The sequence below is a fragment of the Streptomyces sp. NPDC104106 genome (genome assembly GCF_055584345.1).
In genome coordinates, this window is the sequence record NZ_JBVJMF010000007.1 from 282,207 (window position 1) to 294,937 (window position 12,731).

Consider the following 12,731-nt stretch of genomic DNA (forward strand, 5'->3'; position numbering starts at 1 on the left):
GGGGAAGCACTGGTCCGGACGTCGCAGCCTCCTGCGCGACGGCAACAGATGGCAGGATCCGGACCGGGTAGCGGACCCGTCACACACCGTCCGGACAGGCCATCGGCCTGGCGCTCGCGGACATGGCTCATCTCGCCGAAGGTTCTCGGCCAACTTAGGCCGAGGGCGAGCGAGCGGGTTCCGCGGCAGGCAGGGAGCGGCTGCGGGGCCGTCGCGTGATTCCACGCCCGGTCCGGCGACCGGCTCCCCTTGCGCGACCCGTGGCGAGCCGACGCGTCATGGGTCGACAGGCCGTACCGCTCGGCACCGGTCCCCACGAGGGGAGGGACCGGTGCCGAGCGGGCGGTGGACTCATACCGTACTCATACGTTCACGCTTGGTCACATACGCCCATAGTTCGCCCTATTCGGGCTGGCGTGACGCGCTCTTCCGTGACTGCGACTGTGGCTGCGCTTCCGGTCCGGCCTCGTCCTGGCTATCTGACGCTCCGTCAGATAACGTGCCCCAGCCGGATGTTCCCGAAGGGGTGAGTGTCATGGAGAAGCGTCCCCCGTGCCCGCCCGGCGCTCCGCGCTGGGTCGCGATGTTCCGCCGGCCCGCACAGGAACCCCCCGCGGAGGACTCCTGGGTGGTGGGCGCCGAGTCGCCGGACCGGACTCCCGTGCTGTACGCCGTCGCCGACATGACCCGGACCGTACGGGCGCGGGGCGAGGAGGTGACGCTCGCGCTGTGGGGACCCGGGCCGCAGGACGGCTCCTGGCGTCTCTTCGACACCCCCGCCGCCCCGGCAGCGGCGGCCGTCCGGGCACCTGCGGCGGACGCCCTGGCGCCCGGTGCCGACGAACCGGCCAAGCTCGCGGAGCGCATGACGGACCGCCGCCACCAGGTGCTGATGGCTGGTCTGGGCAAGGCGGGCCTGTACGACCTGAGCGCCGAGGACGACGAGGCGGTCCGGGCGATGGCCGATCTGCTCGACGAGCCGACGGTGCGCCGGGTGGCCCACTGGCTCTCGGCCGCGGGCGGTCGGCCCTAGAGGGGCTGTCGGATCATCCCGGCGCCGCGGCGTCTGGCCCGCACCTCTGCGGCGTTGTCGTCACTCGCCGGCTCCCCCGCGCTCGCTCTCTCGCGTCGACTCGCTCCTCCGCCTTGCAGGTGCACGCACAGACCCCGCTCGGGTCCGCCAGGGCGGCGCCGTTCGTCCTCGTGAAGTGGGTCGGTTCAGGGTGCGGTGAGGCGGGCAGTGACGTCCTGGAAGTCAGATGACGCCTGGAGGACGTATGAAGGTCTCCGTCGACCGCTCCCTGTGCTACGGCTCCGCGGAGTGCGCGTATCGGGCGCCGGACGTGTTCGCGTTCGAGGACGGGTACGGCGTCGTACGGCCCGGCCGCGCGGAGTCCGGCGACGCGCCGGAGGTCCGGGAAGCGGCCGAGAAGTGCCCCTCGCAGGCGATCGTGCTCGCAGGACCGTCCGCCTGACCCGCGCGGTTCACCACGCGGGCGGATAGCTCCAGGTGAGGGCCGCCAGTTCGTTTGCCCTCTCCTCGACCACCGCCATCCGGGCCGTGCGCTCGGCGGGGTCGGTGTGGGACGCCTGTCCCGTCATCTGGCCCTCCCACTTGCGGTACAGCAGCCCGACCTCGGACGAGAACCAGCCGCGGCTGACCGCGCCGAGTGCGAGCAGCAGACCGGTGTCCTCGGACGCCGGCAGGGCCATCCAGCCGCCCAGGGCGACCAGCAGGCCCCGGCGCACGCAGAGGGTCGCCGGATGGACGGGCGGGCGGAAGTCGTTGCGCCTCCAGTGGTCGAGGACGACACCGCGTTCGAGCGGGCCTTCCTCCGGGTCGCCGGGGAAGCCGGCGGTGGAGCCGTCGGGCAGCAGGTCGAGGGCCCGGGAGGTCGTCCAGCCGATGCCGCGGTCGGCCTCCAGTACGGCCAGGTCGCGGGCCAGCGCGCCCGGGGTGAGCCGGTCGTCGGCGTCCAGGACCTTGACGTACACGCCCCCGGCGTGCGCCAGCGCGATCGTCCGGGCGGTTCCTGGCCCTCCCGGCCGGCCCTGGTGGAAGCTCACACGCGTGTCGTCGGGGACGTACGGGCGGACCTCGTCCGTGGTCCCGTCCTGCTGGATCACCCACTCCCACTCCCAGCCCTCGGGGAGCCGCTGCACGCGCAGGGACGCGTAGGCGTCCGGCAGGAACCGGGCGGACGGGCCGTGGACAGCGGTGACCACGGTGACGCGCCGGGTCACGGCGGTACTCACCGGCACCCACCACCTTTCCGGATACAGCGCGAGACCCCCGGCCGGGTCCGGCCGGGGGTCGTTCCGTGTCGACTGATGGTACGCAAGTCGCCTTTCGTCGAGACGGCTGCGGTACTGCTCATGGGGCGGGGTTCAGCAGTCGAGGGACTCCGACGAGGAGTGGTCGGGGTGTGCCGTCGTTTCCGCCTCCGTCGTGTCGAGGAGCCGGTGCCTGTCGGCCTCGGTCGCGTCGTCGGGGCGGTGCCGGCAACTGGGGGTCTTTCCGTGGGCCTCGGCCCGGATCCGCTGCTTCATCGTGGGGGGAAGCGCACTGGCATGGGCTCGGGCCCAGTGGCGTGGTGTGGGGATCGCCGGGACGGTCCGCGTCGCGGTGGCGGTGTCGGGGGTCTCGCTCCGGGGTGCGGCCGCCGCGGTGGTGGCGGTGGTGGCGGTGACGAGTCCGAGCGCCGTGCACAGCGCGAGGAAGGCGGTGACGATGGCGGTCCACAGCTTCATGACCTTGTTCTCGGTCATGTCCCCTCACTTTCGGGTTGGGCGATTTGCGTACTTTCCTCATGATGTGTATGAGGGTCGCGAAGTGGTGGACCGACGCCCGTGGCGCGTCGATGTTCCGATGAACACCACCCGGATGGCGGAAGGGGGGTCGGAAACCCTCCCAAAGGCTGGTGAGGGTGAGCGAAGAGGGAGCAAAGTAACCGCCCGTGGGGGTGTGATCACCCTCCGATCGGATCGGCCCTCGTGCCTGCCCGGACCTGCGCTATTGCGGGTTCCGGGGCGGGAGTTGAGCCCCGAAGCAGGTCACCGATCGATATCGGCCGGTGTGTATAGTCGGGCGCCAGAGGTCCCCTACGTCAAGGAAAGACGAGGTCGCGCGGTGAAGAAGCTGCTCCTGGTCGCACTGGCCGCCATCGGCGGGCTCCTCGTGTACCGCCAGATCCAGGCGGATCGCGCCGAGCAGGATCTGTGGACGGAGGCGACTGACTCCGTGCCCACGGGTTCCTGAGTGCCTGATACCAGAATCTGAGGAGACCCCGGCCGCCGCAGCGGCCGGGGTTCTGCGTTTGCGGGGGCGCGCGGGGTGCGGTACGCGTTTCGCGGGACACGGCGAGCGCCGCAGGGTTCCGGCCAGGCGTGGCCGGGCGTTTCGGACGGCTGTACGCGTTCCCCGGATGGTCCAGGTCCGTGCGAGGCAGGATGGGCCACGGGCCGTCGGGTGACGGGCCGACGCGGGCCCACGAGCCGACGGGCGATGGTGACCACCGGGGAGGCCGGGACATGCGGGGGCGGAGGCTGCGGCGACGGACGGCGTGGTGGTCGGCCCTGCGACCGGGGCGCTGTGCCGCCCCGGTCGCCCCCCTCTCCCCGGCCTGCACGGTCTCCCGGGTCTCCACTGTCTTCCGGGCTTCGTTGGTCGCCCTGGTTCTCCCGGTCTGTCCGGTTGTTGCGGCTGCCCTGTTTGTTCTGCTCGGCCTCGTCGCCGTGGTCGTGCTGCCCGGTGCCACGGCCGCTGCCGCGGACGGCACGTCGTACGCGTTCGCGCCCGGTGCCCGGCCGGTGGCGGGCGGGGCGGGCACCGCGGACGCCGGGCGGCTGGAACCCGGCGGTGTCTACCGCAGCACCCTGCCGCCGAACGGCACCCTCTCCTACCGGATCCGGCTCAGGGCCGCCGACACGGCATACGTCCCCGTCACCGCCGTACCCCCGGTCGGCGCCACCGTGGCCAGCACCGACGGCATCAGCGTGACGGTCCGGGACGCGAGGGGCACGCACTGCTCCTTCGCCGATGCCCGCTTCGGCGCCGCGCTCAGCCCGCACCCGGTCACCGCGCTGGGGGAGCGCGAGACCGGCCGGCCGGTGTGCCAGGGCGAGGGGACGTACTACGTGTTCGTCCAGCGCCTGGACAGCGGGGCTCCGGGTGGTGCGGCCGGCGCGGTCTCCGGCGGCGCTTCCGGTGCGGGTCCGGCGGCCGGTTCGGCGCGGCCGTGGGACCTGGAGATCGCGCCCGCCACGGAACCGCGCCCGGCGCGTCCCGGTGCCACCACCGCGCCGCAGACCTGGGACTCCGCCTCGCCCGAGCCACTCGGTGGCGCACCGAAGGAGAGGTCAGGCGGCGCGGGCTTCGCCTCCGCGCGTGCGCTCGGCCAGGGAGTCTGGCGCACCGAGCTGATGCCGGGCGACACACGGTTCTACAAGGTGCCGCTCGACTGGGGCCAGCAGCTGCACGTCTTCGCCGAACTGGGCGCCGCCCCGGGCCACGGCTATGTCGGCGGCGCCCTGGACCTCTCCCTCCACAACCCCGTGCGCGGCCCCGTCGAGGACGTGGCCCTCGGCTACACCGGCACGCAGAGGTCAGGCGCGCTCGCCCCGGTCCCGCCGGTGGAGTACGCCAACCGCTACGCCGTCCCCGCCGCGGTGACCTCCGTCCGTTTCGCCGGCGACTACTACCTGGTCCTGCATCTCAGCGAGCGGCTGGCCGGCACCTTCGGGCGGGGGCCGTTCGCCGTGACGCTGGGGGTCCGGGTGTCCGGGCAGGCGCACGCGGGCCCGGAGTACGCCGGCCGCCCGGTGCCGGGGAACGTCTTCACGGTCACGCAGGAGGACCGGCAGGCCGTGATCACCGGGGCCGCCGGGCGGACGGGGAGCGGGACCGGGAGCGGCGGTGATCCCGCGATGGCGCTGGTCGCGGCCGGCGGGATCGGCACGGGGACCCTGCTGCTCGCGGTGCTCGGCGGCTGGACGCTCGTAGCCCGCCGCGCTCAGATCCGGACCAGCGCCCAGAAGCCCACCGCGTAACAGGCCAGCGCCAGCAGCAGGATCGGTATCGCGACCCTGGCCGGCGGCCCGGCCCGGCGCCGGTCCCTGCGCGCACGCCGCCCGCGTCGGCCGTGGCCGTGGGCGGGGGCAGGGCCAGGCGGAACCGGCTGGGCTGAAAGAGGGACGCGCGGGTCGCGCGCGGTGTAGGAGACGGTCACGGACCGGTCGGTCACGGACGGATCGGTGGCGGGCGGATCGGTCACGGACGGCTCGGCGCGGGGGCGGTGGACAGGGGCCTGGAGGCCACCGGCCTGCGGAGCCGCGTAGGGGAACGGGGACGGCTCTGCCGGAGTGCGGGGGGAGACGGCGTAGGGGCGGGGAGCGGAGGCGTACGACTGGGGGGTCGAGGCGTACGGCTGGGGGGCGGGGGTCCCTTGGGGCGGTGGCAGGCGGAAGCTGCCGGTGTCCGACAGGGAACCGGTGTGTGAGCGGGAGCCGGTGTCCGGTAACGGCCCGGTGCCCGGGAGCCGTACCGCGCCGACGGGGCCGGAACGCCCACCGCCGCCCGAACCGCTCGGATCCCCACCGCCACCGGTGTCGCTTCCCGGAGTCGGTTCGACGGCGACGCCGGAGGCCCTGGCGAGGGGACCGTCGGGGCCGAACCCCGGTGGAAGGGGCCCGAGTTGGTCGAATACCTCGATCAGCTCGTCGTCGAGGTCGGGCTCCGGCAGGAGCTGCGCGGCGGAGGCGAGCGCCTTGCGCGCACCCGTGGCGGTGCGGAAGCGGGCGGCAGGGTCGGGCTGGAGCAGCCCGGCGACGACCTGCCACAGCGGTTCGGGGACGCCCTTGGGAGGCCCGGGCGTCCCGTGCTCGGTGAAGTACCGCACGAGCGCCTTGGCGTCAGGCTTGGCGCCTTCGAGGAGATACAGGGCCACCAGGCCCACGGCGAACAGGTCGGCGGGGAAGTCGGGTTCCGCGCCGAGCAGTTGCTCCGGCGCGAGATAACCGGGCGTGCCCACCACGAGGTTGGTCTCGGTCAGGCGGGGTTCGCCGAGCCGCATGGCGATGCCGAAGTCGGACAGCCGCAGTCGGGGCCGGCCGGTTCCGGTGGCTTCGAGGAGGAGGTTGGCGGGCTTGACGTCCCGGTGGATGACGCCTTCCTCGTGGACGGCGGCGAGGCCGGACAGCAACTGGTCGAGCAGGGTGCACACGTACGCCGGCGGCAGGGGGCCGTAGTCGCCGACGAGGTGGACCAGGGAGCCGCCGGCGACGAGGTCCATGGTGAACAGCACCTTGTCGTCGTCGGCGGCCCAGCTGGCCGGGGCGAGGACATGGGGGTGGTCGATCCGGACCGCCTGCTCGCGCACGAAACGCAGCAGGGAGTGGGCGTCGCGCTGCTGGAGCACCTTGGCCGCAACATAACGCCGTCGGCGGTGGTCCCAGGCACGCCATACGGCGCCCACACCACCGCGTCCGATCGGGTCGGCCAGCTCGTACCGGCCGGCGAAGACCTCACCCATGGCAGCCCGCCGCTCCTCCCCCTGGCTCCGCGTGTCCCCTGCCCCCTGACCGCTACGCCCCCACTACCCCCACTACGGCTTCGATTACCCCCCCGGACCCCGCGTGCCCCGCGACCGGCCCCGTGCCCCCGTGCCCCTTCCACGGGGTCAAGGGGTCAGTTCTGGTGGGACTGGTAGTGGGCGACGGCGTCGGAGGTGCGGCCGGCGCCGTAGACGCGGAGGAACTCCGCCAGTTCGGGGTGGGTCGGCGCGAGGCTGTCCGCGGCGTCGATGATGTCGCCCGCGGCGGCCACCGAGCGCAGCAGCGACTGGATCTCGCGGACCACCCGCTTGACCGTCGGCGCGCCCGAACCGCTCGTCGTCTGGGCGGTGTTGCTGAGCACGGAGCCCCCCTGCGACTTCTTGATCTCTTCCATGCGCTCCGTCGCCTCGGCGGCGCTGACGCTGCCGTCCGCGACCTGGGCCGCCAGCTCCTGCAGCAGCTGCACCCGCTGGACCACGGCGGGGTTGCCGATCTTGGCCCGCTGGCCGCTCATCAGCTGCGAGAGCATCGGAGCGGACAGCCCCAGGACCGCCGCGAGACGGGCCTGGTTGAGACCGAGATCATCGATGAGCTTACGGAAGAGCGCCCCCAACGGCTCTCCGTACCAGCTCCGCTGCAGCTCCCGCGCTCTGGCGGTGGCTTCCTGCTGTGCGGCGTCCATTGCGTCTCCCCATCGCTTCCCCGGAAAACCGCGGTTCGCTGTAGCGAACCACGCGGAGCATCTTACGGAGCGTGGTCATACGCGGGGACCCCTCAATCTTTTTGCCGGATACCCGGGGTGACCCGGTACTCTGGTCTGCGACGCCCGCCGGAACGGGATTCCTCCGGCTGGTCATCCCTTCCCGGGGCCTTAGCTCAGTTGGTAGAGCGCCGTCTTTGCATGGCGGATGTCAGGGGTTCGACTCCCCTAGGCTCCACTCCTTAAATCCCCTCTGACCTGCGGAAACGCGGATCAGAGGGGATTTTTCGTGGGCGGTGGCGGGACGTGCCGACAGATCGGCGGCGATGACGGGCCCGGGCTGCTCAAGTCCGGGCGGGCGCAGGACAATTCCGGGTGCCGGTGGCAGTGGTCTCCAGGACGTGGCCGGCCGGGCGCCGCGGCGGCCCGAGCGGCGAGGGCCGGTGCGCCGACGGCTCCCGGTCCCGGTCAGTTCCTCCCCGGATCGGCTTTGTCCGGGGGGGATCGACGCGCCGTCGGCACGGGATACCTCCCCGGGCTTTCCGCGGGGCCTTCCTCGCGCTCGTGGCGACCGCGAACGGCCCTCCCGCCGTCGTATCCGTGCCTGCCCCGACGCCGGTGGCGGATGCGGGGCTCCTTCCACGGCTGCCCCCGGGCATGGGCGGACGGCGGCCGCGACCAGGCAAGGTCCGTACGGACGGGGTGGGCCGGTGGCCTTCCCCGCAGGGGTGATCGCCGGTGCGGGGACCGCACCCCCGTATCCGCCGAAGGGCCGCCGTGGTTTCACGTGAAACGTGCCCCGGGACGTCGAGTCGGCACTCGGCGTCCTGCGGCACGTCGGCCAAGAGAGCCCTACTCGCGGTCCTCGTCGTTCGACACGTCCTCTTCGGCCTGCTTGGCCTGCACCTCGGGGTCCAGTGAGGACGTGTCGTCCACCGAGGTGAGGTGGGCGGATTCGGCGACCTCCGTCGGGGCCGGGGGTTCGACCAGCCAGTCGGGGTTGGTCTGCTTGTCCCACCACTTCCAGGCCGCGAAGGCGCCGCCGGCCAGCAGGGTCAGCAGTGCCAGCCCCTTCAGCGCGCGCGCGCCCCGGCAGCGGCGTTGGTTCCTGCGGGCCAGCTTCTGGATGTCCTCGGCCGAGACCTGACCGCGCAGCGCGGCCAGCGCGGCGGCACCCCGGGCGGTGGCCTCGTCGCGCACCGGCGCGGCCACCGCCCTGGCCTGCTCGATCCTCGGACGTGAGTACTCGGCGGCCTGCCGGGCGGCCTTACGGGTGCGGACGGCGGCCTCCTGCGCGGCCAGGTCCACCTTCGGCGGCACATACGCACGGGCCTGCTCCAGCCGTGGGGCGAGCCGCGCGTCGTACTGCACGCGGGCCTGTTCGGCGGCCTGCGACATCACGGGCGCCAGCCGTACGCGTGCCTCTTGCGCGTAGAGCGCGGCACGCTCCTTGGCCGTGTCGGCGTAAGGCGCCACCACTTCCGCGGCGTGCAGGACGCTGTCCTTCGCCGAGCCGGTCGCGGCGCGCACGCTGTCGATGCGGGTCACGGGATCCTCCTCCTCGGTGGCGTACGGTATTTCGACTTTCCACCCTTTTACGGATCATGCCTGCCGACGGCTTGCGCGGCATGCGAGGGCGGGCATATGGGTGCACGGGTGCGGCCGTGCGAGGATCTGTTGGTCATACGAGGACAACGGAAGGCAGATCGTGGCTGAGCAGCTGTACGCCACCCTGAAGACCAACCGCGGCGACATCGAGGTCCAGCTTTTCCCGAACCACGCGCCCGCGACGGTCCGCAACTTCGTCGAGCTGGCCAAGGGCGAGCGCGAGTGGAAGCACCCGGGCACCGGTGAGAAGAGCACGAAGCCGCTCTACGACGGCACGATCTTCCACCGTGTCATCAGCGGCTTCATGATCCAGGGCGGCGACCCGCTGGGCAGCGGCATCGGTGGCCCCGGCTACCAGTTCGCGGACGAGTTCCACCCGGATCTCGGCTTCGACCGGCCGTTCCTGCTGGCCATGGCCAACGCCGGCCCGGGCACCAACGGCTCGCAGTTCTTCATCACCGTCGCCCCGACGGCGTGGCTGACCCGCAAGCACACCATATTCGGCGAGGTCACGGACAAGGCCAGCCAGGCCGTCGTCCAGGCCATCGCCGAGGTGAAGACCGGCCGCAACGACCGCCCGGTCGACGACGTGGTCATCGAGTCGGTCGTCATCGAGACGCGCGAGGCCTGATCACCGAGGCCTTTCCGCCGAGGCCCGATTCAGGTACGCCTGATCACTGAGGCGCCGGCGCAAGGGCCGGTCATCGCGGCCCGGCCCCGCGTGGGAACCAAACGCCCCGCTCGTCCGTACCAAGGATGAGCGGGGCGGGGCATTGCCGGGGGCAGGCCTACGACGAGCAAGGGGAACCGATGGACCAGGCCGAAGGCAGTACGCAGGGCGCCGCCCACAGCGTGCCCGTGTGCTACCGGCACCCGGACCGCGAGACCGGCGTGCGCTGTTCCCGCTGTGACCGCCCCATCTGCCCCGAGTGCATGATCAGCGCATCGGTCGGCTTCCAGTGCCCGGAGTGCGTGCGGGGAGGTTCGGGCACCGGCCACGCCCCGGACGCGGCCCGCCCGCGCACGATCGCCGGCGGCACGATGACCGCCGACCCCCGGCTGCTCACCAAGGTGCTGATCGGCCTCAACATCGCCGTCTTCCTGGCGCAGCAGGCGCTGGGCGACACCGTCGCCGAGCACTTCGCGCTGATCGGACGGGCCCAGTACTTCCAGTTCGGCCCCCTCGAGGGTGTCGCCGAGGGGCAGTACTACCGCCTGCTGACCGCGATGTTCCTGCACGGCGGCTTCACCCACATCCTGTTCAACATGCTCAGCCTGTGGTGGATCGGCGGCCCCCTGGAAGCGGCCCTGGGCCGGGCCCGTTATCTCTCCCTCTACGTCGTCTCGGGCCTGGCCGGCAGCGCCCTCACGTATCTTCTCGCCGACCCCCGCACGCCCTCGCTGGGCGCCTCGGGCGCGATCTTCGGCCTCTTCGGCGCGACCGGCGTGCTGATGCGCCGGCTCAACTACGACCTGCGGCCCATCATCGCCCTGCTGGTGATCAACCTCATCATCACCTTCACCTGGGCGAACATCGCCTGGCAGGCCCATATCGGCGGCCTGGTCGCCGGTGTCGCCGTCGGCTACGCGATGGTCCACGCCCCGCGCGAGAAGCGGACGCTGATCCAGTACGGCGCGTGTGCGGTCGTCCTCGTCGCCGTGGTGGTGCTCACCGTGCTCAGGACCGCTCAGCTCGCCTGATCCGGGCAGGCCGCCGGATCACCTCGTCCGAGCAGGTTGCCGTGCTCGATACCGAACCGTTGTCCACAGCGTGTGCCGGATCTTGTGCATCGTGTGCGGGCACAGCTGTGCCCCCTGTCACTCGGATGTGTTTTCCCAGCTCAGACAGGGGGCGAACAGGTGTATGGCGGATCGTGGGCAGTCACACCGGCGTCAACGCCCGATGAGTTATCCACAGATCGTCGTTCTTTTTCCCCACTGTGGACAACGCTGTGGATAACTCAGTGAACAGCCCTGGGCAGAGCTACTACTTCCACTGCGTGGAGACACCGAAGCCGGCGGCGATGAAGCCGAAGCCGACCACGATGTTCCAGTTGTCCAGCGCGTTGATGGGCAGGGAGCCGTCGGTCACGTAGAAGACGACGATCCAGGCCAGGCCGATGACGAACATGGCCAGCATGACCGGTGCGACCCAGGCGCGGCTGTCCAGCTTGATGGCCTGTGCCTGCTTCGCCGGCGGCGGCGTGAAATCGGCCTTCTTGCGGATACGTGACTTCGGCACGAGGGTCTCTCCTGTCGATGCGCTGCGTGGCCGCGCAGGTAACTGGGTCTGGCGCGTCCGTTAGCGTAGTGCTTCCGTGGCGCCGAAGGAGATAAGGGTACGTTGAGCAATTCTGCCGACTCCCCCCGGACGGGATCAACGGGTTCCGGCACCGGCCGCCGGCTGCGGCTGCGCCCGGTGCGCGTCCTCACGGCGGCCGTCTTCGCCCTGGCCGGGCTGATCTTCATCACCAGCTTCAACACCGCCAAGGGCACCGACATCCGCCAGGACGGCTCCCTGCTGAAGCTGTCCGACCTGATCCAGCAGCGCAGCCGCAAGAACAAGGAGCTGGACGAGTCCAACGCGGCCCTGCGCGGAAGCGTCGAGTCCCTCGCCCGGAGCGACGCCGGGACCAGCAAGGCCCAGGACCGCACACTCGGCGGGCTGGAGTCGAGCGCCGGTCTGCGGCCGCTCACGGGCCACGGCGTCTCCGTCACCCTCAACGACGCCCCGCCCAACGCCACCGCCAAGCTCCCCGGCTACCCCGCGCCCCAGCCCGACTACCTGGTCATCCACCAGCAGGACCTCCAGGCCGTGGTGAACGCCCTGTGGCAGGGCGGCGCCACCGGCATCAAGGTCATGGACCAGCGGCTGATCTCCACCAGTGCCGTGCGCTGCGTCGGCAACACGCTGATCCTCCAGGGCCGCGTCTACTCCCCGCCGTACACGATCACGGCCGTCGGGGACCCGGGGCGGCTCCAGCAGGCGCTCGCCGCGAGCAAGGCGATCCAGACCTACATGGTGTACGTCAACGTCTACGGCCTCGGCTGGAAAGTCGCCGACACCGGGACGGTGACTCTTCCCGGTTACTCCGGCACAGTGGATCTGCATGACGCGAAGCCCGTGCAGTAGTCGCGCAGTAGCCGTGCAGTAGCCGTCCCTCACGGAGGCGCCGGTGCGTGTGATCGTCAGGACCTTCAGCGAACTGTGCATCACCGTCGGCGCCCTCATCGTGCTCTTCGTCGCCTACGTCCTGTTCTGGACGGGTGTGCGCGCGGACGGCGCCATGAGTGACCAGATCGACCAGTTGCACCGGCAGTGGTCGAAGGGGAGCGTGCGGCCGGCCGCCGACGCTCCGGGCGAGAAGACGGTGACCGTGACGGTCCCGGCGCCGTACCACTACGGCAAGCCGTTCGCGATCATGTACATCCCCCGGTTCGGTTTCACGTGGAACAAGCCGGTCCTGGAGGGCACCGGCCGGGACGTGCTGGCGAAGGGGCTCGCCCACTACCAGGGCACGGCCCGGCTCGGCGAGCAGGGCAACTTCGCGGTGGCCGGCCACCGGCGCACCTACGGCGATCCCTTCCTGGACTTCCCGAGGCTGCGGCCCGGCGACGCGGTGGTCCTCACGGACGGGACGACCTGGTTCACGTATCGGATCGACAAAGGGCCCTACAAAACCGTGCCGACGGACGTCGCGGTGATCGACCCTGTGCCCCGTGCCTCGGGATATCCGGAACCGGGCCGGTATCTGACCCTGACCACGTGCGATCCGGAATGGGGCCACAGTCACCGGCTGATCGTCTGGGCGCACCTGGATTCCACCCAGCCTGTGGCGTACGGCGAACCGGCGGCCCTGCGCCAGTAGCC

14 protein-coding genes and 1 tRNA gene are annotated in these 12,731 nt (G+C 71.6%); 9 read left to right on the forward strand and 6 right to left on the reverse strand.

Annotation, left to right across the window (positions count from 1 at the left end; genetic code table 11):
- Nucleotides 1-535: 535 nt before the first annotated feature.
- Nucleotides 536-1,033, forward strand: a complete 498-nt coding sequence (locus tag ACZ60X_RS19240) for a hypothetical protein (RefSeq protein WP_469599731.1) — start codon at nt 536-538, stop codon at nt 1,031-1,033.
- Nucleotides 1,034-1,277: 244 nt separating this feature from the next.
- Nucleotides 1,278-1,475 (forward strand): ferredoxin, encoded by a 198-nt coding sequence (locus tag ACZ60X_RS19245; RefSeq protein ID WP_469599733.1) that lies wholly within the window; start codon nt 1,278-1,280, stop codon nt 1,473-1,475.
- 10 nt (nt 1,476-1,485) lie between these two features.
- On the opposite strand, the gene ACZ60X_RS19250 is transcribed toward ACZ60X_RS19245, so the two are convergent.
- Nucleotides 1,486-2,256, reverse strand: a complete 771-nt coding sequence (locus ACZ60X_RS19250; RefSeq protein WP_469599735.1) for a glycosyltransferase family 2 protein — start codon at nt 2,254-2,256, stop codon at nt 1,486-1,488.
- 132 nt (nt 2,257-2,388) lie between these two features.
- A complete protein-coding gene (locus ACZ60X_RS19255; RefSeq protein WP_469599737.1) occupies nt 2,389-2,769 on the reverse strand; it encodes a DUF6344 domain-containing protein in 381 nt (126 codons plus the stop codon).
- Between the two features lie 361 nt (nt 2,770-3,130).
- Between ACZ60X_RS19255 and ACZ60X_RS19260 the strand changes: the two genes are divergently transcribed.
- Together ACZ60X_RS19260 and ACZ60X_RS19265 are read left to right on the forward strand one after the other, a co-directional pair.
- Nucleotides 3,131-3,259, forward strand: a complete 129-nt coding sequence (locus ACZ60X_RS19260) for a DLW-39 family protein (RefSeq protein ID WP_003999697.1) — start codon at nt 3,131-3,133, stop codon at nt 3,257-3,259.
- A 272-nt stretch (nt 3,260-3,531) separates the two neighbouring features.
- Nucleotides 3,532-5,049, forward strand: coding sequence for a hypothetical protein (locus tag ACZ60X_RS19265; protein WP_469599739.1), 1,518 nt, complete (start codon nt 3,532-3,534; stop codon nt 5,047-5,049).
- Here ACZ60X_RS19265 and ACZ60X_RS19270 read toward each other — a convergent pair.
- Complete coding sequence (locus ACZ60X_RS19270; protein ID WP_469599741.1) at nt 5,013-6,530, reverse strand: serine/threonine-protein kinase; 1,518 nt, start codon at nt 6,528-6,530, stop codon at nt 5,013-5,015. The two genes, ACZ60X_RS19265 and ACZ60X_RS19270, sit on opposite strands and share 37 nt — an antisense overlap.
- A 155-nt stretch (nt 6,531-6,685) precedes the next feature.
- Complete coding sequence (locus ACZ60X_RS19275; RefSeq protein ID WP_469599743.1) at nt 6,686-7,234, reverse strand: helix-turn-helix domain-containing protein; 549 nt, start codon at nt 7,232-7,234, stop codon at nt 6,686-6,688.
- A gap of 183 nt (nt 7,235-7,417) precedes the next feature.
- On the opposite strand from ACZ60X_RS19275, the gene ACZ60X_RS19280 reads away from it, so the two are divergent.
- Nucleotides 7,418-7,490, forward strand: a tRNA-Ala gene (locus ACZ60X_RS19280).
- A gap of 614 nt (nt 7,491-8,104) precedes the next feature.
- On the opposite strand, the gene ACZ60X_RS19285 is transcribed toward ACZ60X_RS19280, so the two are convergent.
- Nucleotides 8,105-8,800 (reverse strand): DUF5324 family protein, encoded by a 696-nt coding sequence (locus ACZ60X_RS19285; protein ID WP_469599745.1) that lies wholly within the window; start codon nt 8,798-8,800, stop codon nt 8,105-8,107.
- A gap of 160 nt (nt 8,801-8,960) precedes the next feature.
- On the opposite strand from ACZ60X_RS19285, the gene ACZ60X_RS19290 reads away from it, so the two are divergent.
- Together ACZ60X_RS19290 and ACZ60X_RS19295 are read left to right on the forward strand one after the other, a co-directional pair.
- Nucleotides 8,961-9,491, forward strand: coding sequence for a peptidylprolyl isomerase (locus ACZ60X_RS19290; protein WP_469599747.1), 531 nt, complete (start codon nt 8,961-8,963; stop codon nt 9,489-9,491).
- A gap of 179 nt (nt 9,492-9,670) precedes the next feature.
- On the forward strand, nt 9,671-10,561 hold the full coding sequence (locus ACZ60X_RS19295) for a rhomboid family intramembrane serine protease (protein WP_469599749.1): 891 nt from the start codon (nt 9,671-9,673) through the stop codon (nt 10,559-10,561).
- A 286-nt stretch (nt 10,562-10,847) separates the two neighbouring features.
- Here ACZ60X_RS19295 and crgA read toward each other — a convergent pair whose 3' ends face one another.
- Nucleotides 10,848-11,102, reverse strand: coding sequence for a cell division protein CrgA (gene crgA, locus ACZ60X_RS19300; RefSeq protein ID WP_469599751.1), 255 nt, complete (start codon nt 11,100-11,102; stop codon nt 10,848-10,850).
- A gap of 102 nt (nt 11,103-11,204) precedes the next feature.
- On the opposite strand from crgA, the gene ACZ60X_RS19305 reads away from it, so the two are divergent.
- On the forward strand, nt 11,205-11,993 hold the full coding sequence (locus tag ACZ60X_RS19305) for a DUF881 domain-containing protein (RefSeq protein ID WP_469599753.1): 789 nt from the start codon (nt 11,205-11,207) through the stop codon (nt 11,991-11,993).
- Between the two features lie 43 nt (nt 11,994-12,036).
- Complete coding sequence (locus ACZ60X_RS19310) at nt 12,037-12,729, forward strand: class E sortase (protein WP_469599755.1); 693 nt, start codon at nt 12,037-12,039, stop codon at nt 12,727-12,729.
- Nucleotides 12,730-12,731: the final 2 nt, after the last annotated feature.